Below are 21,055 nucleotides of genomic sequence, written 5' to 3' on the forward strand. Positions count from 1 at the left end.
CCCCTACCCGGCGACCGCGGTGCGGCGCTAGCGTCCCTCCATGGGGCCCCGCACGGAGGGCACGCTGCGGCTGTCCACCGGCCTGCGCACGGGGTACACGGAGGACGGCGACCCGGACGGACGTCCCGCGCTGCTCCTCGTGCACGCCTGGGCCGGTTCGCGGCGGGAGTTCTCGCTGCTGCAGCCGCTGCTCCCGGCCTGGGTGCGCTCGGTGGCGATCGACCTGCGGGGGCACGGGGACGCCGACAAGCCGCCGTCCGGCTACGACGTCCCCACCGTGGCCCGGGACGTCGTCGCTGCCATGGACGCGCTCGACCTGCCTGACGCCGTTCTGGTCGGCGCCTCCAGCGGCGGCTACGTGGCCCAGCAGGTCGCCGTGGACGCGCCCGCACGGGTGACGGGGTTGGTGCTGGCCGGCTGCCCCCGTGACCTGCAGGGCCGTCGGGCGCCGTTCGCCGACGACGTGGACGCCCTGAGGGACCCGGTCGACCCGGCGTGGGTGCGGCGGTTCCTCGCCGGCTTCACCGACGTCTCCCGGCTGCCCGGGTGGTACGTCGACCTGGGCGTCGAGGACGCGCTGCGGATCCCGGCCGATGTCTGGCGGGCCAGCCTCCACGGACTCGGCCAGGCGCCGCCCCCGACGGCGACCGGCACCATCTCGGCACCCACGCTGGTGGTCAGCGGCGACCGCGACCAGCTGCTCGCCGGGCAGGCCGCCGAACTGGCCGCGGCGATCCCGCGGGCGCGCTGGGTGCGGTATCCGGACGCCGGCCACGTCGTCCTCTGGGACCAGCCCGCCCGGCTCGCCGCGGACATCGCCGCCTTCCTGCTCGAGGTGGCGCCGTCCGGCCCGTGAGCGCTGCGGGTAGGAAGGTGGCCGTGGACCGACCGGACCGCGGCGACGACCCCGGGGCAGGGGCCGGTCTGCGACGAGCGGGGGTCGCGGTCTGCCTCGCCGCGGCGCTCCTGCTGCTCGCCGCGGTCACCGTCTTCCTGGCCGGTGGCCGGCCGTACGGGGTGAACATCGGCGGCGGGGCGCTGTACCTGCTCGGGGTCCTCGTCGGCCTGGTGGGCACGGTGCTGCTGTGGACCGCCGCGATCGACCGGCCGGCCGGGGCCCGCCGCGGCTTCGGCCTCACCGTCGCCGCCCTCGTGCTGGTGTGCGCCTGCCCGGTGCTGTCGCTGGGCGACGTGCTCGCCGGTCAGCTCCAGCTGGTGCTGATCACGCTCACCGCCGTCGTCCTCGCCGCCGCCGCGCTGGTCGCCCGCCGCGCCTGACCCCGTCTCGCCTCTCGGCGCCGAAAGCGGGCCCGTTCTCGGCGCCGAAAGCGGCGGTCAGGCGTCGGGGTGCTCCTCCAGGACGGCGGCGGTCTCCGGCAGCAGCGGCGCCAGCTCGGGCAGCTCGGCCAGGCTGGACAGGCCCAGCCGCTCGAGGAACAGCGGCGTCGTCTCGTACAGCCCTCCCCCGCTGTCGGGATCGGTGCCGACCTCGTGCACCAGGCCGCGCGCGAGCAGGGTGCGCATGACGCCGTCCACGCCGACGCCGCGGATCGCCGAGACCCGCGCCCGGGTCACCGGCTGCCGGTAGGCGATGACGGCGAGGGTCTCCAGCGCCGCCTGGGTCAGCCTGCTGCGCTGGCCACCGACCAGGTAGCGCTCGACGACGTCGACGTGCTCCTCGCGGGTGTAGAGCCGCCAGCCCTGCCCCACCCGGCGCAGCGTGATCCCCGCCCGGCGCCCGTCGTACTCAGCCGCCAGCGCCCGCAGCCCCTCGGCCACCTGCGACCGCGGGCAGCGCAGCGCCGTGGCCAGCGTCTCCTCGTCGACCGGGTTGTCGACGACGAACAGCAGCGCCTCGAGCCCGCCGCGCAGCTCCTCGGGGTCGAGGACGGCGATCTCCAGCTGCTCGGGCTCGTCCTCCGGCCCGGGCGCCGGCTCCCCGGCACGGACGGCGACCGGCGGCGGCAGCGGCGCCGGCTCCTCGACCGGCCGCAGCTGCGGCTCCGCCACGTCCGGGCGCTCGGCCACGCGGGCGGCCAGCGCGGCGGCGACGGCGTCCCAGGTCGAGGGGTCGCCGTCCTCGTCGGCCTCGCGGGTGGCGGCCAGCTCGGCGGCCAGCGCGTCCCACGAGATCGGCGGCTTCTCGTCCGGCCCGCTCATGCGTGCTCCCCGTCCGCCGCGCCGCCGAGGTCGGCGAGGGTCGCCGCGTCGACGTCGTCCCCGCCGATCCACCGCACCGAGAGGTCGCCGAGCGGGGTCAGCTGCTCGAAGACCACCCGCTGCTGCCGGTAGAGCTCCAGCAGTGCCAGGAACCGGGCCACCACCTCCAGGGTGTGCCCGCAGTCCGCCGTCAGCGCCCGGAAGCTCACGGTGCCCGACCGCATGAGCTGGTTGCGGACGGCGAGCAGCTGCTCGGCGACGCTCACCGGCGGCGCGTGCAGGTGCGCGACGCTCACCGTCTGCGGCGCCTTGGGGGCCAGCGCCTTCGCGGCCAGCGCGGCGAGCTGCTGCGGCGTCACGCCGAGCAGCACCTCGGGCACCAGCTCGGCGAACCGCGGCTCGAGCGAGACGTCGCGCGGGAACCGGCGGACCGCGTCGGCCTCGCGGGCCTTGAGGAAGGCCGCCGCCTCCTTGTACGCCTTGTACTGCAGCAGCCGGGCGAAGAGCAGGTCGCGGGCCTCGAGCAGCTCGAGGTCCTCCTCGTCCTCCACCTCGGCGGCCGGCAGCAGCCGGGCGGCCTTGAGGTCGAGCAGCGTGGAGGCGATCACCAGGAACTCGCTGGCCTGGTCGAGGTCGAGCTCGTCGCCGAGGGCCCGCAGGTGCGCGATGAACTCGTCGGTGACCTTCGACAGCGCGATCTCGGTGACGTCGAGCTTGTGCTTGCCGATCAGCTGCAGCAGCAGGTCGAACGGACCCTCGAAGTTGGTCAGCCGGACGGTGAACCGCGACGGCCGGTCGCCGTCCGGTGCCGCGACGTCCGGTGTGCCCACGCGGGCGAGGGTAGTGCTCAGGCGCCGCGGAGCCGCTTCACCAGCACCGATTCGGCGCCGCGCTCGGCCAGGTCGCCGAGCAGCACGGCGACGGCCTCGCGGACGATCCGGCCGCGGTCGGCGGCGACGCCGTGGTGGGCGCGCAGCGTCAGCCGGGCGCTCTCCAGGGCCAGCAGCTCGTCGGCGGAGAGGTAGACGGTGATCTTCTCGTCGTGCCGGGTCCGCTCGTTGCGCACCGACTTCTGCGGCCGGCCGCGGGTCGGGATCGCCGGGGCCGCCGCCGCGCCCGGCACGGGCGGGGTGCGGTACGCGGCCAGCTCGTCGCCCGCGCCGCCGGGCACGAGGGTCAGCGAGGTGGTGGGCTCCTCCCCGCGGGGGGCGGTGCCGCGCAGCGCCGGCGAGCTCGTCGCGGAGCTGAGGCTCGGCAGCTCGGTGACCTCGGCCTCGGCGGCCGGGGTGTCGGTGCGGCGGAACAGCTCGTTCGCGCCGGGGAGCACGGGCCGACGCGTCACAGCGCCAGCACCTCCTTGGCGAGGTCGCGGTAGGCCGAGGCACCCGACGACGTCGGCGCCCAGGTGGTGATCGGCTGGCCGGCGACGGTCGTCTCGGGGAAGCGCACGGTGCGGGTGATGACGGTCCGGAAGACGGTGTCGCCGAAGGCCTCGACCACCCGGCTGAACACCTCGCGGCAGTGCACGGTCCGCGAGTCGTACATCGTGGCGAGGATGCCGGAGATCTCCAGCTGCGGGTTGAGCCGCTCCTTGACCTTGTCGATGGTGTCGACGAGCAGGGCGACGCCGCGCAGCGAGAAGAACTCGCACTCCAGCGGGATGATCACGCCCTGCGCGGCGGTCAGCGCGTTGACCGTCAGCAGGCCCAGCGACGGCTGGCAGTCGATGAGGATGTAGTCGTACTCGTGCCGGGCGTCGGCCAGCACGCGCAGCAGCGTCTGCTCGCGGGCGACCTCGCTGACCAGCTGCACCTCGGCGGCCGAGAGGTCGATGTTGCTGGGCACCAGGTCCAGGCCCGGGATGTCGGTGGGCACGGTGACGTCGGCCAGCGTGGTCCGCCGCTCCATGAGCGCGTTGTAGATGGTGCGGTCCAGGTTCTGGGCCGGCACGCCCAGGCCGACCGACAGCGCGCCCTGCGGGTCGAGGTCGATCAGCAGCACCTTGCGGCCGTACTCGACCAGCGCGGCACCCAGGTTGATCGTCGACGTCGTCTTGCCGACGCCGCCCTTCTGGTTGCACATCGCGATGACCCGGGCCGGGCCGTGCTCGGTGAGCGGCGGCGGCTCGGGGAGCTTCCGCTGACGGGCTCGGGCGGGGTCGCCGGACCGCAGCGCGGCGGCCCCCATCTCCGGGTCGCTGTCGTGCGGGCGCGCGACGGCAGAGCTTGCCGCGTCCGCTCGGGTCGCCATCGGTCCGTTGCCTCCATGCAGGTGCCCGATCCCGGGGTCCTCCGGGTGCGGTCAGCCGTCCTGCCCGCTCGGGTGTCCCCGACGGTAGGGAAGCTCGTGCGCTTTCCCGAGGAGGCACGCCGCACACCTGGTGCGGCGTGTCGAACGATGCCAACAGCGAGCGGCCGTCGAGCCGAAAGTCCTGGCAGAACCTACCGAGAGAACCTGTGGACGGCTGTCACTTGAGGGCCCGCGGGTGGCTGCTGGCGTACACCTCGCGCAGCCTTTCGACGGTGACGAGCGTGTAGACCTGCGTCGTCGTCACCGACGCGTGGCCGAGCAGCTCCTGCACCACGCGCACGTCGGCGCCGCCGTCGAGCAGGTGGGTGGCGAACGAGTGCCGGAGGGTGTGCGGGGAGACCTCGGCGGTCAGCCCCGCCCGCTCGGCCGCGGTGCGCAGGATGACCCAGGCGCTCTGCCGCGACAGCGGGCCGCCGCGGGCGTTGAGGAACAGCGCGCCGCCGCGCACCCCGCCGCGGCCGGCGGCGGCCAGCGCCGGCCGGGCCCGCACCAGGTAGTCCTCCACCGCCTTGAGCGCGTACGACCCGACGGGGACGACGCGCTCCTTGCCGCCCTTGCCCGCCAGCCGGACGGCGGCCTGCCCGCGGTCGAGGTCGTCGACGGCCAGCCCGACCGCCTCGGAGATGCGCGCCCCCGTGCCGTACAGCAGCTCCAGCAGCGCCCGGTCGCGCAGCCCGCGCGGGCCGTCGAGCGCGCCGGCGGCCTCGATCAGCGCGACGACCGACTCGACCGGGATCGCCTTGGGCAGCCGGCGCGCCGGTGTCGGCGGGCGCACCTCGTGCGCGACGTCGTCGGGCACCAGCCCGTCGAGCAGCGCGAAGCGGTGCAGCCCGCGGACGGCGACGACGGCCCGCGCCGCCGACGTCGTCGACAGCGGCTGGTGGTCCTCGTCGCCGGCGCGCAGGGCGGTGAGGAACCCCTCGACGTCGGACTCGGTGACCTCGCCCAGCCCGGTGATCCCGGCGCCGGCGAGGTACTCGGTGTAGCGCCGCAGGTCGCGGCGGTACGAGCTGATGCTGTTGGCCGCCAGCCCCCGCTCCACGGTGAGGTGGTCGAGGTAGCCGGTGACGATCCGCTCGATCGCGGTCGGCGGGGAGACGGTGGCGGTCAGACCAGCACCTCCTCCCACGGGACGGCGGTCATCCCGTGCGCCTCGGCCACCTCCGGCAGCACGACCTGCCCGGCGACGACGTTGAGGCCGTGCGCGAGGTCGGCGTGCGCGCGGACGGCGGCCGCCGTCCCCTCGCTGGCCAGGGCCATCACGTAGGGCAGCGTCACGTTGGTGAGCGCGTGGGTGGAGGTGTTCGGGACGGCGCCGGGCATGTTGGCCACGCAGTAGAAGACCGACTCGTGCACGCGGAAGGTCGGGTCGTCGTGGGTGGTCGGCCGGGTGTCCTCGAAGCAGCCTCCCTGGTCGACGGCGATGTCGACCAGCACCGAGCCCGGCTTCATCCGGCTGACCAGCTCGTTGCTCACCAGCGTCGGCGCCTTGGCACCCGGCACCAGCACCGCGCCGATGACGAGGTCGGCGTCGAGCACGGCGCGCTCCACCTCGTAGGCGTTCGAGGTGACCGTCTGCATGTGGCCCTGGTAGATGCGGTCGGCGGCGCGCAGCTTGTCGACGTCCCTGTCCAGGACGATGACCTCGGCCTGCATGCCGAGCGCGATCGCCGCGGCGTTCATGCCCGAGACCCCGGCGCCGATGACGACGACCTTGGCCGCGTACACGCCGGAGACGCCGCCGAGCAGCACCCCGCGGCCGCCGTGCGCGCGCTCGAGCGAGTGCGCACCGACCTGCGGGGCCATGCGCCCGGCCACCTCGCTCATCGGGGCCAGCAGCGGCAGCGCCCCACCGGCCGACTGCACCGTCTCGTAGGCGATCGCGGTCGTGCCGGAGGTGACCAGGGCGTCGGTGCACTCCTTGGACGCGGCCAGGTGCAGGTAGGTGAACAGCGTCTGGTCGGCGCGCAGCCGCCCGTACTCCTCGGCGACCGGCTCCTTGACCTTGAGCAGCAGGTCGGCCGCACCCCACACGTCGTCGGCGGTGGGCACGGTGCGGGCGCCCGCGGCGACGTAGTCGGCGTCCGGGATGGACGATCCCTCCCCCGCGCCCTGCTCGACGAGCACCTCGTGCCCGGCGCGGACCAGCTCGGTCACCCCGGCAGGGGTGAGCGCCACGCGGTACTCGCGGTTCTTGACCTCTCGGGGGACCCCGACGCGCATGAAGACTCCTTCGTCCGGCGCGGATCGCGCTCCCGAGGATGACGGGCGCCGCGCACCGCGAGCGGGGCCGGCCCGGTCGGGGCCCGCCCTCGGCCGGAGTCTAGGCAGGACCGGGGCCGTTTCCCGAGCGCCGGTGGCGGCGTGCCGGTGAGGAGTACACGGGCGGGGAGGCGGGAACGGAGCGCGGATGCGCCTCTACGCCGACCGCCCCGACCTGCGCGCCCGGCAGCTCGCCGGGGACGCCGGCGTGCTCGCCTGGATCGTGCTGTGGGTGCTCGTCGCCCGCGCCGTGCACGGCGCCGTGCTCGTGCTGGCCGAACCGGGGCGGGCCGTGGCCGACCTCGGCGGCTCGGTGGCGAGCAGCATGCGGTCGGCCGCCGAGTCCGCCGACCGCGTGCCGGTGGCCGGTGACGCGCTGGCCGAGCCGTTCGAGGCGCTCGGCGACGCCGGCGGCTCGGTCAGCGGCGCGGGTCAGGCGGCGCAGGACGCCGTCGGCACGCTGGCGTTCTGGGTCGCCGTCCTGCTGGTGCTGCTGCCGGTCGGCTGGCTGCTGCTGCGCTGGCTGCCCGCCCGGTGGGCGTACGCCCGCGAGGCCGGGGCGGCCGCGCGCCTGCTGCGCGGCACGCCGGACCTCGAGCTGCTGGCCGCCCGGGCGCTGGCCACCGCCCCCCTGACCCGGCTGGCCGCCCTCCCGCCCGGCGCCGGCGACCGCTGGCGGGACGGCGACCCCGCGACCGTGCGGGCGCTGGCCGGCCTCGAGCTGTCCCGCCTCGGCCTGCGGCTGCCCGACGACCGGCCGGTCAGCGCCCCCGTTCGGCGATGACGTCGAGGTAGTGCTGGTTGAACATGACCCCGAGGACGTTGCCGAACGGGTCGACGACCGAGGCGGTGACGAAGCCGGGCCCCCGCTCGGTCGGCTCGTCGTGCGGCTCGGCGCCGAGGGCCAGCAGCCGCTCGTACGCGGCGTGGACGTCGTCGACCGCCCAGTAGGCGACGACGCCGCCGATGCCCGGGTGGCCGTGCGGGGCGAAGCGCCGGTCGAGGATGCCGAGCTCGTGCAGCGAGTCCCCGAGGCGGAACTCGACGTAGGCCGGCGGGCCGTCGACGGGGCGGGTGAAGTACGGGTCGGTGCCGGTCACCTCGGTGTACCAGCGCACCGCGGCGGGGACGTCGTCGGCGAAGTAGGTGGTGGTGGTCAGGCCGCGCAGCACGGCTGCTCCTCTGCTCGTTCGATGTGGACGCCGTCCAGCCTGCTCCGTAAAGTGCGCACCTCCTGAGCACTTTCCGCGGGGAGTTCGCGATGCGCGCCGACCGGCTGGTGGCCGTCCTGCTGCTCATGCAGGCGCGCGGCCGGGTCACCGCCGCCGAGCTGGCCGCCGGGCTCGAGGTCTCCGTCGCCACCGCCCGCCGCGACCTCGAGGCGCTGTCGGCCGCCGGGGTGCCGGTGTACCCGCAGGCCGGCCGCGGTGGTGGGTGGTCGCTGGTGGGCGGGGCCCGCACCGACCTCAGCGGTCTCTCGGCGCGGGAGGCGCAGGCGCTGTTCCTGCTCGTCGGCCCGGCCGCGGCCGTCTCCGACGAGGCCCGGGCGGCGCTGCGCAAGCTCGTCCGGGCGCTGCCGACGCCGTTCCGCGCCGAGGCGCAGGCCGCCGCCTCGGCCACCCTCGTCGACCCCACCCGGTGGGGCGAGCGCGACCGGTCGCGGCCGGCGACGGTCGACGTCCTGCAGGCGGCCGTGGTCCGGCGCCGCCGGCTCCGGCTGGTCTACCGCGACGGCGCCCGCCGGGAGAGCGAGCGGGTGGTCGACCCGTGGGGCCTGGTCGACAAGGACGACGTCTGGTACCTCGTGGCCGGCACCGACCGGGGGCAGCGCACCTTCCGGGTCGACCGGATCGCGGCCGCCGAGCCCACCGGCGAGGCGTTCGAGCGGCCCGGGCAGTTCGCGCTCGACGACGCCTGGCGGCAGGTGGTCGGCGAGGTGGAGCAGCGGCGGGCGCGCACCGAGGCGACCCTGCTCATCCCCGCCCGCTTCGTGCCGGTCCTGCAGGACCACTTCGGCCGGCACTGCGCCGTCGAGGAGGAGCAGCCCGACGGCCGGGCCCGGGTGCGGGTGGCCGCCCCCACGCCGCTGGACATCGCCCGCACGCTCGCCGGCTGGGGCGCCACGGTGGAGGTGCTGTCCCCGCCTGCGGTACGGGCGGAGCTGGCGCGCATCGGCACCGAGCTGGCCCGGCCTACCCGCCGTGAACCCGGTCAGGCGGGGCGGAGCTCCGCCGACGTCGCCCGGGCCTGCGCGGCGGCCAGGACGCCGATGACCGCCGAGGCGTTGCGGATGCCGCCGTCGAGGACCCGCCGGACGGCGTCGTCGAGCGGCACCCGCTCCACGGTCATGTCCAGCTCCTCGTGCTCGACGGTGAAGCCCTCGGGCCGGTCGGCGTCCGAGAGCCCCTCCGCGAGGTAGATGAGCACCTGCTCGTCGCAGAAGCCCGGCGTGCTGAACGAGTTGACCAGCAGCGCCCAGCGCTCGGCGGCCAGCCCGGCCTCCTCGGCCAGCTCCCGCTTGGCGGTCTCCAGCGGCGGCTCGCCGTCGGCGTCGCGCAGCCCGGCCGGCAGCTCCCACAGGTAGCCGCCGACCGGGTGCCGGTACTGGCGCACCATCACGACCCGGCCCTCGTCGTCGAGGGCGACCACGCAGACGGCGCCGATGTGCCGGACCACCTCGCGGACGCTGGCCCCGCCCCCGGGCATGGTGACGGTGTCGCGGGCCAGGCTGAAGATGCGCCCCTCGAACACCGTCTCGGTCTTGAGGACCTCGTACTCCCCGGGCCGCGCCGGTTCCACCATCAGATGCCGACCTTCTCGGCCTCGTCGACGTCGACCGGCAGCCGGGAGGACTCGGCCCGGTCGATGGCCGCGCGGACGAAGGCGCGGAAGAGCGGGTGCGGGCGGGTCGGCCGGCTCTTGAGCTCGGGGTGGGCCTGGGTGCCGACGAAGAACGGGTGCACCTCGCGCGGCAGCTCGGCGAACTCCACCAGCAGGCCGTCGGGCGACGTCCCCGAGAACACCAGGCCGGCCTCGGCCAGCCGGTCGCGGTAGTCGTTGTTGACCTCGTAGCGGTGCCGGTGCCGCTCGGTCACGTCGGTCGACCCGTACGCCTCGGCGGCCACCGAGCCGCGCTGCAGCGCGGCCGGGTAGCTGCCCAGCCGCATGGTGCCGCCCATGCCGCGCTCGCCGGCGATCACGTCGACCTGGCTGGCCATCGTGGCGATGACGGGGTCGGGGGTCTCCGGGTCGAACTCGGCGGAGTTGGCCTTCTCCAGGCCGGCGACGTGGCGGGCGTACTCGATCACCATGCACTGCAGGCCCAGGCACAGGCCGAGCGTCGGGATGCCGTTGACGCGGGTGTGGCGGATCGCGCCGAGCTTGCCCTCGATGCCGCGCACGCCGAACCCGCCGGGGATGCACACCCCGTCGACGCCGGCCAGCGCCCGCTCGGCGCCCTCGGGGGTCTCGCAGTCGTCGGAGGGCACCCAGCGGATCTCGACCCGGTTGCGGTGGGCGAACCCGCCGGCGCGCAGCGCCTCGGTGACCGACAGGTACGCGTCGGGCAGGTCGATGTACTTGCCGACCAGCGCGATCGTGATCGTCTGCTTGGGCTTGTGCACCCGGTCGAGCAGGTCGCCCCACACGGTCCAGTCGACGTCCCGGAACGGCAGGCCGAGCCGGCGGACGACGTAGGCGTCGAGGCCCTCCCGGTGCAGCACCTTGGGGATGTCGTAGATCGACGGCGCGTCGGCGCAGGAGATGACGCCCTCGGGGTCGACGTCGCACATCAGGCTGATCTTGCGCTTGAGCCCGGTGCCGATCTCCCGGTCGGAGCGGCAGACCAGGGCGTCGGGCTGAATGCCGATGCTGCGCAGCGCCGCCACCGAGTGCTGGGTCGGCTTGGTCTTCAGCTCGCCCGACGGCGCGATGTAGGGCACCAGCGAGATGTGCAGGAAGAAGCAGTTGTCCCGGCCGATCTCGTGCCGCACCTGGCGGGCGGCCTCGAGGAAGGGCAGCGACTCGATGTCGCCGACCGTGCCGCCGATCTCGGTGATCACGACGTCGACCCGCTCGGCCGACTCGGCGCCGGCCAGGATGCGCGCCTTGATCTCGTTGGTGATGTGCGGGATGACCTGCACGGTGTCGCCGAGGTACTCCCCGCGCCGCTCCTTGGCGATGACGTCGGAGTAGACCTGCCCGGTCGTGACGTTGGCCCGCCCCGACAGGTCGGTGTCGAGGAAGCGCTCGTAGTGACCGATGTCCAGGTCGGTCTCGGCGCCGTCCTCGGTGACGAAGACCTCGCCGTGCTGGAACGGGTTCATCGTCCCGGGGTCGACGTTGAGGTAGGGGTCCAGCTTCTGCATGGTGACCCGCAGGCCACGGCTGGACAGCAGGGCGCCGAGCGAGCTGGCGGTCAGACCCTTGCCGAGGGAGGAGACAACCCCGCCCGTGACGAAGACGAACTTCGTCGGCTGGGAGTTGTGCAGGAGCCCGAGTTCACGCATTCCATGCGGTCGATCCACGGGAGACCACCGTAACACGGTCGGCCTCCCCGGCTCCCTCGTCCGGGGCGGTGCGCTCCCCCACCCCGCGGGCGGCGGCGAGCCACACCAGCAGCGGCACCAGCAGCGCCGCGGCGGTCGCGGGGACGGCGACGCCGGAGTCGTTGACCGCGGCGCCCAGGGTGAGGCTCAGCGCCACGGCGAGCAGCCCCGCCTTCAGGGCCGACGCGTCGGCGGCGGGCAGCCCGGACCGGCCGCCGCGCAGCAGCCCGCCCGGCCGGACCAGCCACGCGGCGGCCACGAGCGCCACCGGCAGCATCCACGCCAGCGAGCTGCCCAGCAGGATGTCGATGTTCGCCGAGGCCTTGCGGCTGACCACCGTCCACGCCTCGCCGGTGAGCACCTGGTCGACGAACCGGCCCAGATGGGTGCGCGCGTCGGCCGGCCGCAGCCAGTCGAGGACGGCGACGGTGCCGACGGCGACGACGGCGGCCCCGAGGATCGCCAGCAGCCGGACGACGGTCACGCGGGTGCGGGTGAGCAGCATCGCCAGCAGCAGGAAGCCGGGCACCGAGGCGAGCACGCCGCCGAAGTCGCGGCCGAGCTGCGGCGCCCCGATGACCGCCACGACGACCACCAGGGCCGCGGCCACCGTGCCGGCGGTGACCAGCCGGGCCCGCTCCGGCCGCGTCCGGCGCCCGGCGGTCGCCGCCAGCGCCGCCGTCGCCAGCAGCGCCGTCGTCGAGACGAGCCCGAAGGTGAGGTTGCCGAAGCCGGTGAACCGGCCGGCGACGATGGCGTCGTAGCCGAGCAGGCCGTTCTGCTCCAGGTTCGACCCGGTGAGCACGTCGCCGACCAGCGTCGCCAGCGTGACCAGGACGACGACCAGCGCCGGGCCGAGCGGCCGGCGGCGCCAGGGCCCGGCCGCGGCCAGCGCGACCACCAGCAGGTCGGCGACGAGCACCGCGCCGAGCAGCGCCCAGCGCGGCGCGGCCGCCCGCTCCCACGGGACGAGGTCGGCCAGGTAGGTCGCCACCGGCAGCGCGGCGGCCGCGAGCGCCAGCCCGCGCAGCACCGACCGGGCCCGCGGGCCGGGTGCGCCCAGCGGCCCGCGCAGCCGGCCGAGCCGCCAGCCGCCGAGCAGCAGGAGGCCCAGGGCGACGAGGGCGCCGTTGACCGCGACCAGCGACCAGAAGAAGGAGCTGGTGCTGCGGTAGTGGGCGCTGGCCGCGGTGTTCAGGTGGTCGAGCTGGCGCACCGCCTCGGCCAGGTCGGGCCGCTCCCCCGCCGCCTGCGCCGGTCGGCCGTTCACCGACGCCGGCACGTCGAGGTCCAGGGCGCGCAGGGCGGTGGGCGCGAGGTCGATGAGCTGCAGGTACGGCGTGCGGCCGGTGCTCGCCGACGTCAGCCAGGCCGGCTCGTCGAAGCCCGGTCCCGACACGATCGCGACGTGCAGCTGCGGGCGGCCGTCGTTGACCTCGGAGACGCCGGCGACGACGAACAGGGTCCGCCCCTCCAGCGCGTCGGCGGCCGCGCGCAGCTGCCCCACCGCCGCGTCGACGACGCCCAGCGCGGCGGCCCGCGACACGGGGTCGGTGCCGGTGTCGGTCGGGTCGACGCCGGGCTCGCCGGCGTCGGTCAGCTCGTCGAGGCTGACCAGGGTCAGCGGGCAGCCGTCCAGCAGCCCGCCGAGGGCGGCCGGGTCGGCCGGCAGCTCGTGGGTGGCCGACAGCTGCGTGTCCTCGGTGGCCACGGCCACCGTCGCGGCCCGCCCGACCACCGAGGCGCAGCCGACCTGCTCGCCGAGCAGGCCGGGCTCGGCGCCGAAGCGGGCGGTCGCCTCGTCGTCGGCGATCCGCGCCACGGTCGCGACCGGGTCGGTCAGGCCCAGGCTGGCGATCTGCTCCTGCAGGCCGCAGTGCGACAGCCGGGCGTCCACGGGCGGCTCCGCGGCCGCGCCGGGGTCGGTCGCCGGTGCCCCGGGGTCGGCCGGTGCGGCGTCGGTGCCGTCGGACAGCGGTGCGCTCGGCAGCGGCACCGGCGGGATCTCCTCGTCGGCGCCCGGGAACCGCGCGCGGTTGCCCGCACCGAGGGTGGCCCAGCCGTCGAGCAGGCAGCTGGTGGCGCGGGCGGCGCGCACCGACAGCGCGCCGACCGCCGCGCCGTCGGCCAGGTCCCACAGCTGCGGGGTCTCCTCCGGGTCGACGTCGTCCCACACCAGCCCCGGCACGCCGACGACGACCACCCGGTCGGCGGCGTACCGGTCGGCGTCGTCGGCGGCGGTCGCCGGGGCGGCCACCGCCAGCAGGGCCGCGACGACGGCGACCAGGACGGCGAGGCGGCGGACGGCGGCTCTCACGGCGCGGGGTCCCCCAGCAGCTCCCGGTACACCGCCACCACCTGCCGCGCGGTGGCCGCCTCGTCGGGCCAGGTGGCCGCCTGCCGCGGGCCGGCCTCGGCCAGCTCCTTCGCCCGCGCCGGGTCGGTGAGCACCCGCACCACCGCGTCGGCGAGCGCGTCGGCGTCCCCGACCGGGACGAACTCGGCGGCGCCGGCGAACAGCTCGGGCATGCCGCCGGCGCGGGAGGCGACCAGCGGCGTGCCCGCCCGCAGCGCCTCCTGGCCGGTGAACGGGCTGCCCTCCCAGCGCGACGGCAGCACGCACAGGTCGGCGGCGCCCAGCAGCTCGGCGACGTCGTCCCGGCGGCCCAGCAGCCGGACCGGCAGGCCGTCGGCGGCGATCCGGGCGGCGAGCTCGTCGTGCAGCGGCCCGTCGCCGGCCACGGCGACCAGCGGGTCCACCCGGCCCGCCCACCGGCCGGCGGCGTCGAGCAGCACGTCGTAGCCCTTCTGCGGGTGCAGCCGGCCGATCGCGACGACCAGCGGGCGGCCGTCGTCGACACCGAGGTCGGCGCGCACCTCGGCGCGCGAGCGCTGCGCCGGCGGCCGCGGCGGGGCGATGGCCGGCGCCAGCCGCACGTCGCGGGCGCCCAGCCGGCGGGCGTTGGCGGCGAGGTCGCCGGAGACGGCGAGCACCAGGTCGGCGGCGCGGATCGGCACCCCCTCCAGCCGGCGCAGCAGCGCCTGCTTGGGGCCGCTCCCCTCCTGCAGGGCGTTGTGCAGCGTGAGCACCAGCGGGCGCCGGTCGCGGGTGCTGCGGCGGGCTAGCGCGGCGACCAGCCCGGCGCGCAGGCCGTGCGCGTGCACCAGGTCGGCGCCGGCCAGGGCGGCGCGCAGCTGCAGCACCGCGCGCGCGTCGGCGACCGGGTCGAGACCGGCGGTGACGCCGACCGGCCGGAAGTCGGCGCCGGCGGCGGTGAAGGCGAACAGCTCCTCGGTGGCCGGGGCGCCGCAGACCCGCACGGTGGCGCCGGCGGCGGTCAGCGGCGGCACGATCGCGCGCACGTGGGCGCCCACGCCGCCGGCGCTGGTGGCCAGCACCTCGACGAGGGAGCGGCCCGCCAGGGGTGGTCGGTCAGCCACCGTGCACCTCCGAACGACCCGGCGCGCGCAGCCCCTGCAGCGCGGCCGCGAGCGGCCGGCGCGCCGTACCCATGATGACCGCCCCCGCGACGAGCGCCACCACCGCGGCCACGACGACGCCCGCGCCCACGGCGCCGAGCAGCCCCACGGTGGGCGCCGGGTCGACGTCGAGCAGCCGCGCGACGAGCAGCCCGGCGGCCCCGGCGAGGACGGCGGCCAGCAGCGCCGGCCCGCCCGTGCGCAGCACGCCGGCCAGCGCCGGCGCGCCCGCCCGGCGGGCCACCACGACCAGCAGCGCGAGCCCGGCGACCGTGACCCCGACGCTGTGCCCGGCGCCGAGGGCCAGGCCGCGGTCCTCGGGCGGCAGGACCGCCGACAGGACGACGTCGGCGGCGACCGCGAGCAGCCAGCCGCCGACGACGCAGGCCGTCGGCGCCCTCCACAGCCCGCGGGCGTAGAGGGCGCGGGTCAGCAGCGCCACCAGGCCGTAGCCGAGCAGCCCGGGCGCGAAGGCGACGATGGTGTCCCGCAGCGCCACGACGTCGGCCGGCGGGTCGTCGCTGAGGAAGACCCGGGCCATCGGCCCGGACACGGCGACCAGGACGGCGGCGGCGACCGCGGAGGCGACGACGACGAGCACCGCCACCGGCGCCAGCGCGCGGCGGAAGCCCTCCTCGTCGCCGAGCTCGGCGCGCTCGGCCAGGCCGGGGTAGGCGGAGGTGGCCAGCGGCACGGCCAGCGCCGCCCACGGCACCAGGAAGACGGTCAGGCCGGCGGCGTACACGACCTGGGTGCCGTCGGGGGCGCCGTCGTTGGCCAGCCGGATCGCCACGGCGGCCACCAGCTGCTGCCCGGCGAGGGTGAGCACGCCGGCGACGGCGAGCCGGCGCACCCGCGGCGCGGCCCCGACCGGGAACGTGAGCGTGGGCCGCAGCCCCAGCCGCAGCCGGCGGACCGGCACCAGCAGGCTCAGGCTGAGCGCGACCACGCCGAGCGTCGTCCCCACCCCGAGCACGAGCTCGGCCGGCGTCGAGAGGTCCTCGACCGACGGGCTGCCGCCCATCCCGGCGAACACCAGGTAGGCGGTGGCGACGACGAGGCTGGACAGCAGGGGCGCCAGCGCCGGGCCGGCGAAGCGGCGGTGCGCCTGCAGCACGCCGGTGAGCACGATGCCGATGCCGTAGAGCACCACCTGCGGGGCGAAGACCAGCAGGAACCGGGCGGCCAGGTCGACCTTGGCCGCGTCGCCGTCCCCGCCGAGCAGCAGCCGGGCGATCGGCTCGGCGAGCACCGCGACCAGCACGGCCAGCGGCGTGAGCACCAGCAGGGTCCAGCCGAGCAGCGCCGACGCCGTCCGCCGGACCTGCTCGGCGTTGCCGGTGGCGATGCCGCCGGCCAGCATCGGCACGACCAGGCTGGCCAGCGCACCGCCGGCGACGACCTCGAAGACGATGTTCGGGACGGTGTTGGCGGCGGTGTAGGTGTCGCCGGTGCTGTCGGCGCCGACGGCGTTGGTGAAGACCAGCGTGCGGCCGAAGCCGGCCAGCCGGGCGAGCACCGTGAGGACGGCGATCAGCGCCGCCGCGCCCGCGACGCCCTGCGCGACCCGCCGGGCGCTCACGGTCGTCGGCCGAGCCGGTCCAGCTCCCGCAGCCCGGGGGTCGACTCGATCACCGTCGTGAAGCTGACCTTCTCGCTGGCCAGGGTCAGCGCGGTGACGGCGGCGAGCAGCCCGGCGCGGGCGCCGCGGCCGGGGAGCCGCGCCAGGCGCAGCCCCACCAGCGCGCCGAGGGCGTTGGCGCCGCAGTCGCCGAGCATCACCCGCTCGCCGAGGTCCTCGGGCAGCACCGCCAGGGTCGCGCCGAGCGGCCCGGCGACCAGCCCGCCGGCCGGCCCGCCCAGGGTCGCCGCGGTCGCGAGCACGCCGGCCTTGCCGGCGCGGCCGGGCCGCAGGTCGAGCAGGTTGACCAGGTTCGCCGTCCCGGCGACGAGGCCGGTGGTGAGCACGCCGTCGACCAGCGCACCGGTGCCGCGGCCGCGGGTCGTGAGCAGGGCGGCGGCCGCGGCGGCGGCGCCGATGCCGGCCACCTTGACCGCGCCGGCGGAGACCCGGCCCTCCCGGAGCGCGCGCAGGTGCCCGGCCAGGCCCTTGTCGCGGGCCTGCTCGGGGCGGGCGCCGGCGAGGTCGTCGTAGCCGCCGACCAGGCCGGACACGCCGCCGACGACCGCCGCGGCCGCCCGCGTCCCGGCCGGGGCGCCGAGCACCGCGGTCGCCGTCGCGGCGGCGGCCAGCGCCGGCCCGCCCAGCAGGGTCACCGGGCGCCCGGCGTAGTTGGTGCGGCGCCACGGCGCACCGGCCGGCCGGGCGGTCAGCGCAGCGGCGCCGGCCAGCGCGGCCCGCGCCGCCGCGGCGCCGGCCAGCGCGAGGGCGGCCCTGCGGCCGCTCACCGCGTGGCGGCCGGGACCGGCGGCACCGGCTGGGTGTCCTCGCCGGTGCCGTACTTGCCCGACGTGCCCTCGCCCTCGCGGCCGAGGGCCAGCACCGTGCTGATCTGCCCCTCGATGGTGTCCACGTTGTCGACGGTGGAGACGGCGGCGGAGGTGACCGGGTCGGCGCGCAGCACGCCCACCAGGCCCGCCTCGACGGCGGCGGTGGCGTCGCCGGACACCACGGCGCCGGAGCCGGCCGCGTCGAGCGCGGCGGCGAGCTGGACGAGGGTGGCGTTGCGCTGCTCGGCGTCGTCGCCCCCGAAGGCGCCGGTGGTCAGCACCACGGCGTAGTTGGCCGGGGCGACCGACGCGCTGTCCTGGCCGAGCACCTCGAGCGCCGACAGGCCGGCCAGCACCGAGGAGAGGTCGGCGGTGCTCGGCGCGGCACCGACCGACGGGATCATCAGCACCTGGGCGAGGACGGCGGCGACGAGCTGCCCGGCGTCCCCGTTCTCGGGCAGCTGGACGCCCGCGGGCAGCCCCCCGCCGGTCACGTAGTTCTCCAGGCTCGAGGCGGTCGACGGGTCGCTGTACTCCGGCTGCAGCCGCAGCGTGCCGCTGACGGTGCCGCCCGCCTCGCCGATCAGCGCGGTGACCTCCTCGACGGTGTCGGTGGGCACGTCCTCGTTGGTGACCACGAGGACGACGCTGCGGCCGGCGAGCGCACCGTCGACCAGGGAGGGCGCGACGGCGGCGGTGAAGGCGTCGCCGGTCTCCTGCTGGGCCTGCAGCTGCTGGGTGCTGTCCTCGAGGGCGCGCTTGTCCTGCTCGAGGGCGGAGACCTGGCCGCGGAGGTCGTCGAGGATCGGCCCGTTGAGCTGGGTGGTGCCGATGACGATCCCCAGCGCGATCGCGAGGAAGACCGCGATCAGGGAGACCAGGTGGTAGCGGAAGTCGATCACGAGAAGAGGTTCTCCAGCCAGAACACGAAGCTGTTCCATTGGTCGACCAGGAGGTCGATGTAGACGCGGCCGGCCGAGGACACCCAGATCGCCGAGCCGATGGCCAGGAAGGCGGCGAGCACCAGCACGACCAGCGCGGCGGTGGAGATGCGGCTGCGGTAGAGCCGGCTCACGCCCTTCGCGTCGACGAGCTTGCCGCCCAGCCGCAGCCGGGTGAGGAAGGTGGAGGCCATGCCGCCGCGGCCCTTGTCGAGGAACTCGACGAGGGTGGCGTGGGTGCCGACGGCGACGATGAGCTTGGCGCCCTTCTCGTCGGCCAGGAGCATCGCGATGTCCTCGCTGGTGGCGGCCGCCGGGAAGGTGATGGCCTCGACGCCGAGGTCCTGCACGCGCGCCAGCCCGGGCGCGCGGCCGTCGGCGTAGGCGTGGACGACGACCTCGGCGCCGGAGCGCAGCACGTCGTCGCTCACCGAGTCCATGTCGCCGATGATCATGTCCGGCTGGTAGCCGGCCTCCTTGAGCGCGTCGGCGCCGCCGTCGACGCCGATGAGCACCGGCCGGTAGTCGCGGATGTAGGACCGCAGCGCGGCGAGGTCCTCCTTGTAGTCGTAGCCGCGGACGACGACCAGCACGTGCCGGCCCTCGATCTGCGTCTCGACGTCGGGGACGCCGACCCCGTCGAGCAGGAGCGCCCGCTCCCGCTTCATGTACTCCATGGTGTTGGCGGCGAAGGCCTCCAGCTGCGTGGAGAGCCCGGCCTTGGCCTCGGCCATGGCCAGCGCGACGGTGTCGGCGTCCTGGGCGGTGCCCTTGGCCAGGACCGCGCCGTCCTCGCCGTACAGGGTGTCGCCGTCGAGGCGGACCCGCGCGCCCTCCTTGACCTTGGTGAACACCTCCTTGCCGACGTCGTCGACGAGGGGGATGCCGGCGGAGACGAGGATCTCGGGACCGAGGTTCGGGTAGCGGCCGGAGATGCTCGGCGCGGCGTTGACCACCGCGGCGACCTTGCAGGCCACCAGCGAGTCGGCGCTCACCCGGTCGACGTCCTGGTGGTCGATGACCGCGATGTCCCCGGGCCGCAGCCGCTTGGTCAGGTTCTTGGTGCGGCGGTCCAGGCGGACGGTCCCGGACACACCGGGCGCCGTCTCCTGGGCCCGGCCGCGTCGCAGGGTGCCGATGCGCATGACCTCCATGCTGGCACGCGGCGCGCGGGGGCCTGCCGTCCGACGCGCGTTGGCGATCTCTCAGTTACGCACCGTGCGCGACACCGGGTGCGCGCGACACGCCGACGACCGCGGCTGAGCGGGACCGTTACCGATCTGTGTCTAGCGTGGCCCGCGTGACTGGTGGGACGTCAGCGGTGAGCGGTGCAGCGACGGTCCCCGGCCCGAGGGCCGACGCGGGACCGCCTCCTCCGGAGGCGGTGGTCCGTGCGGTCCCTGATGAGCCACGGCGCGCCGATCCGGGCGCCGCCGGTGGTCCCGCGTCGTCGGCCCCTGCCCCCGGCGCCGACGCGGGTCCCCCGGAGCCGGCCGGTGCGCCGGAGGGCGTGTCCGCCCCCCGCGGTAGGCGGAGACTGCGGGGGGCGGGCATCCGGGAGCGGCGGCGGCAGCAGACCCGCGCCCGGATCGTCGACGCGGCGGCCGAGCTGTTCGCCGAGCGCGGGTTCGACGCGGTGAGCGTGGTGGAGATCGCCCAGCGCGCCGGGGTGGTCGAGAAGACGGTGTTCAACCACTTCCCGGTCAAGGAGGGGCTGGTCTTCGAGGCCGATCCGCCGATGCGGGCCGCTCTGCTCGACGCCGTCCGCGCCCGGCCGGCCGGTGAGTCGGTGGCGGCCGCGGCGGGGAGCTTCGTCGTCGCGGCGGTGGGCGTGCTTGGCTCGCCGGAGGCCGCCGCGGGCGTGGCCGAGATGGCACGGATCATCCGCGGCAGCCGGACGCTGCAGGTGCGCGAGCGGGAGATCCTCGACTCGCTGACCACCGCGCTGGGCGACCTGATCGCCGAGGAGACGCGGGCCGCGCCCGGCGCGCTGGAGCCGTGGCTGACCGCGCACGCCGTCCTCGGGCTCTACGCCGCGCTGCTGGACCTCGCCCGCGACCGGGTGCTGGCCGGCGCGTCCGGCCCGCAGCTCACCGCGGAGCTGCGGGCGCGCGGCGAGCGCGGCCTCGCGTTGCTGCAGTTCGGCCTGGCGGGCTACGCCAAGCGGCGGTAGCGCTACCCCGGGATCTGCAGGGCCCGCAGCAGCTGGGTCGCCCGGTCGCCGGGGATGTCGGGGTCCTGGGTGAGCAGCGCGACGGCCACCATGTACTCGGACTCGCCGCTCCAGCCGCGGCCGCCGGCGCAGATCCGCCGGATGTGCTCGCGCACCTTGGGCTCGCTGCTGTAGGGGCCGTAGTCCAGGCCCATGGCGAGGAAGTTGACCACCCGGTAGCCGAGGTCGCCGGCGGTGGTGACGGTGCCGACGGGGTCGGAGTAGCTGGGGACGGCGACGACCAGGTTCTCGTAGCCGGCCTTGAGCAGCTGCAGCACGAGGTCGTTGCCGTGGACGCCGCCCCACAGCTCGGGCATGAGGATGTCGCCGTCAGGGGCGGGGATGTAGGGCGGGTTGGCGATGACCGTGCTCACCCGCGGCACGCCGCCGGAGTCGGCGCGCTCGAAGAAGTCCCCGAGCTCGACGGTGTAGCGGTCGGCGACCCCGCGCTCGGCGATGTTGCGCCGCGCCTTCTCCAGCGACTCCGCGCTGACGTCGTAGCTGCGCACCCGCAGCCCGGGCAGCGAGCGGACCACGTCGGCGATGGCCGAGGCGTCACCGGTGCCCAGCTCGACGACGCCCTCCTCCTCCCAGCGCAGCTGCTCGCGGTACTGGTCGAGCAGCATGCAGACGGAGAAGCCGTAGTGCGCGGACTCGTCGGCGGAGGAGAAGCAGCTCACCGGACGGCGCTC

Annotated in this window: 20 protein-coding genes and 1 pseudogene; 5 read left to right on the forward strand and 16 right to left on the reverse strand. The window is 76.1% G+C overall.

Translation table 11 applies throughout. The features are described 5' to 3' along the window. Positions 1 to 40 precede the first annotated feature (40 nt). Both ACI797_RS07615 and ACI797_RS07620 read left to right on the forward strand, forming a co-directional pair. Entirely contained in the window at positions 41 to 856 is an 816-nt protein-coding gene (locus ACI797_RS07615; RefSeq protein WP_456857997.1) for an alpha/beta fold hydrolase, read from the forward strand. 23 nt (positions 857 to 879) lie between these two features. Continuing rightward, positions 880 to 1,278 (forward strand): hypothetical protein, encoded by a 399-nt coding sequence (locus ACI797_RS07620; RefSeq protein ID WP_456857998.1) that lies wholly within the window; start codon positions 880 to 882, stop codon positions 1,276 to 1,278. Between the two features lie 57 nt (positions 1,279 to 1,335). Here the strand turns inward: ACI797_RS07620 and scpB are convergent, their stop codons facing one another. From scpB to ald, 6 genes are all read right to left on the reverse strand, one after another. Then, positions 1,336 to 2,160 carry an SMC-Scp complex subunit ScpB gene (gene scpB, locus ACI797_RS07625; RefSeq protein WP_456857999.1) on the reverse strand — a complete coding sequence of 275 codons (825 nt, stop codon included), beginning with the start codon at positions 2,158 to 2,160 and terminating at the stop codon, positions 1,336 to 1,338. Next, on the reverse strand, positions 2,157 to 2,990 hold the full coding sequence (locus tag ACI797_RS07630) for a segregation and condensation protein A (protein WP_456858000.1): 834 nt from the start codon (positions 2,988 to 2,990) through the stop codon (positions 2,157 to 2,159). Before ACI797_RS07630 ends, scpB begins: the two co-directional genes overlap by 4 nt. Positions 2,991 to 3,007: 17 nt before the next feature. Beyond that, on the reverse strand, positions 3,008 to 3,502 hold the full coding sequence (locus ACI797_RS07635) for a hypothetical protein (protein ID WP_456858001.1): 495 nt from the start codon (positions 3,500 to 3,502) through the stop codon (positions 3,008 to 3,010). Beyond that, entirely contained in the window at positions 3,499 to 4,410 is a 912-nt protein-coding gene (locus ACI797_RS07640) for a ParA family protein (protein ID WP_456858002.1), read from the reverse strand. The genes ACI797_RS07635 and ACI797_RS07640 overlap by 4 nt, the downstream gene beginning before the upstream one ends. A 217-nt stretch (positions 4,411 to 4,627) precedes the next feature. Continuing rightward, positions 4,628 to 5,599, reverse strand: a complete 972-nt coding sequence (xerD, locus tag ACI797_RS07645) for a site-specific tyrosine recombinase XerD (RefSeq protein WP_456541962.1) — start codon at positions 5,597 to 5,599, stop codon at positions 4,628 to 4,630. Beyond that, the gene (gene ald / locus ACI797_RS07650) at positions 5,578 to 6,693 is read right to left on the reverse strand and encodes an alanine dehydrogenase (RefSeq protein WP_456858003.1); all 1,116 of its coding nucleotides are present in this window, start codon (positions 6,691 to 6,693) and stop codon (positions 5,578 to 5,580) included. Before ald ends, xerD begins: the two co-directional genes overlap by 22 nt. A 187-nt stretch (positions 6,694 to 6,880) precedes the next feature. On the opposite strand from ald, the gene ACI797_RS07655 reads away from it, so the two are divergent. Next, positions 6,881 to 7,516, forward strand: a complete 636-nt coding sequence (locus tag ACI797_RS07655; RefSeq protein WP_456858004.1) for a hypothetical protein — start codon at positions 6,881 to 6,883, stop codon at positions 7,514 to 7,516. Here ACI797_RS07655 and ACI797_RS07660 read toward each other — a convergent pair. Continuing rightward, positions 7,494 to 7,904, reverse strand: coding sequence for a VOC family protein (locus ACI797_RS07660; RefSeq protein ID WP_456858005.1), 411 nt, complete (start codon positions 7,902 to 7,904; stop codon positions 7,494 to 7,496). The two genes, ACI797_RS07655 and ACI797_RS07660, sit on opposite strands and share 23 nt — an antisense overlap. An 89-nt stretch (positions 7,905 to 7,993) precedes the next feature. Between ACI797_RS07660 and ACI797_RS07665 the strand changes: the two are divergent. Further along, positions 7,994 to 8,905 (forward strand): annotated as a pseudogene (locus ACI797_RS07665) (helix-turn-helix transcriptional regulator); the annotation flags it as partial. Between the two features lie 38 nt (positions 8,906 to 8,943). Here ACI797_RS07665 and ACI797_RS07670 read toward each other — a convergent pair. Genes ACI797_RS07670 through steA form a run of 8 tightly spaced genes read right to left on the reverse strand, consistent with a single transcriptional unit; the run spans position 8,944 to position 19,296 of the window. After that, positions 8,944 to 9,534: an NUDIX domain-containing protein gene (locus ACI797_RS07670; RefSeq protein WP_456858006.1), complete on the reverse strand. Its 591-nt coding sequence runs from the start codon at positions 9,532 to 9,534 to the stop codon at positions 8,944 to 8,946. Continuing rightward, on the reverse strand, positions 9,534 to 11,240 hold the full coding sequence (locus ACI797_RS07675; protein WP_456858007.1) for a CTP synthase: 1,707 nt from the start codon (positions 11,238 to 11,240) through the stop codon (positions 9,534 to 9,536). The genes ACI797_RS07670 and ACI797_RS07675 overlap by 1 nt, the downstream gene beginning before the upstream one ends. After that, positions 11,233 to 13,596, reverse strand: coding sequence for a hypothetical protein (locus ACI797_RS07680; RefSeq protein ID WP_456858008.1), 2,364 nt, complete (start codon positions 13,594 to 13,596; stop codon positions 11,233 to 11,235). Before ACI797_RS07680 ends, ACI797_RS07675 begins: the two co-directional genes overlap by 8 nt. Then, positions 13,593 to 14,720 (reverse strand): glycosyltransferase family 4 protein, encoded by a 1,128-nt coding sequence (locus tag ACI797_RS07685; RefSeq protein ID WP_456858009.1) that lies wholly within the window; start codon positions 14,718 to 14,720, stop codon positions 13,593 to 13,595. The genes ACI797_RS07680 and ACI797_RS07685 overlap by 4 nt, the downstream gene beginning before the upstream one ends. Then, entirely contained in the window at positions 14,713 to 16,341 is a 1,629-nt protein-coding gene (gene murJ / locus ACI797_RS07690) for a murein biosynthesis integral membrane protein MurJ (RefSeq protein ID WP_456858010.1), read from the reverse strand. The genes ACI797_RS07685 and murJ overlap by 8 nt, the downstream gene beginning before the upstream one ends. Beyond that, positions 16,338 to 17,168: a hypothetical protein gene (locus ACI797_RS07695; protein ID WP_456858011.1), complete on the reverse strand. Its 831-nt coding sequence runs from the start codon at positions 17,166 to 17,168 to the stop codon at positions 16,338 to 16,340. The genes murJ and ACI797_RS07695 overlap by 4 nt, the downstream gene beginning before the upstream one ends. Then, complete coding sequence (locus ACI797_RS07700; protein WP_456858012.1) at positions 17,165 to 18,112, reverse strand: copper transporter; 948 nt, start codon at positions 18,110 to 18,112, stop codon at positions 17,165 to 17,167. The genes ACI797_RS07695 and ACI797_RS07700 overlap by 4 nt, the downstream gene beginning before the upstream one ends. After that, positions 18,109 to 19,296: a putative cytokinetic ring protein SteA gene (gene steA, locus ACI797_RS07705; RefSeq protein WP_456541974.1), complete on the reverse strand. Its 1,188-nt coding sequence runs from the start codon at positions 19,294 to 19,296 to the stop codon at positions 18,109 to 18,111. The genes ACI797_RS07700 and steA overlap by 4 nt, the downstream gene beginning before the upstream one ends. Positions 19,297 to 19,661: 365 nt before the next feature. Between steA and ACI797_RS07710 the strand changes: the two genes are divergently transcribed. Beyond that, positions 19,662 to 20,324, forward strand: a complete 663-nt coding sequence (locus ACI797_RS07710) for a TetR/AcrR family transcriptional regulator (RefSeq protein ID WP_456858013.1) — start codon at positions 19,662 to 19,664, stop codon at positions 20,322 to 20,324. Positions 20,325 to 20,326: 2 nt separating this feature from the next. Here the strand turns inward: ACI797_RS07710 and ACI797_RS07715 are convergent, their stop codons facing one another. Next, positions 20,327 to 21,043 (reverse strand): methylase, encoded by a 717-nt coding sequence (locus ACI797_RS07715; protein ID WP_456541976.1) that lies wholly within the window; start codon positions 21,041 to 21,043, stop codon positions 20,327 to 20,329. Positions 21,044 to 21,055: the final 12 nt, after the last annotated feature.

The organism is Geodermatophilus sp. SYSU D00691 (assembly GCF_054050275.1).

What these genes read in the sequence shown, in the direction of transcription:
- ACI797_RS07655 (WP_456858004.1), top strand. Translation starts at nt 6,881, where the DNA reads ATGCGCCTCTACGCCGACCGCCCCGACCTGCGCGCCCGGCAGCTCGCC.
- ald (WP_456858003.1), bottom strand. Translation starts at nt 6,693, where the DNA reads ATGCGCGTCGGGGTCCCCCGAGAGGTCAAGAACCGCGAGTACCGCGTG.
- ACI797_RS07675 (WP_456858007.1), bottom strand. Translation starts at nt 11,240, where the DNA reads ATGCGTGAACTCGGGCTCCTGCACAACTCCCAGCCGACGAAGTTCGTC.
- ACI797_RS07615 (WP_456857997.1), top strand. Translation starts at nt 41, where the DNA reads ATGGGGCCCCGCACGGAGGGCACGCTGCGGCTGTCCACCGGCCTGCGC.
- ACI797_RS07640 (WP_456858002.1), bottom strand. Translation starts at nt 4,410, where the DNA reads ATGGCGACCCGAGCGGACGCGGCAAGCTCTGCCGTCGCGCGCCCGCAC.
- ACI797_RS07670 (WP_456858006.1), bottom strand. Translation starts at nt 9,534, where the DNA reads ATGGTGGAACCGGCGCGGCCCGGGGAGTACGAGGTCCTCAAGACCGAG.
- steA (WP_456541974.1), bottom strand. Translation starts at nt 19,296, where the DNA reads ATGCGCATCGGCACCCTGCGACGCGGCCGGGCCCAGGAGACGGCGCCC.
- scpB (WP_456857999.1), bottom strand. Translation starts at nt 2,160, where the DNA reads ATGAGCGGGCCGGACGAGAAGCCGCCGATCTCGTGGGACGCGCTGGCC.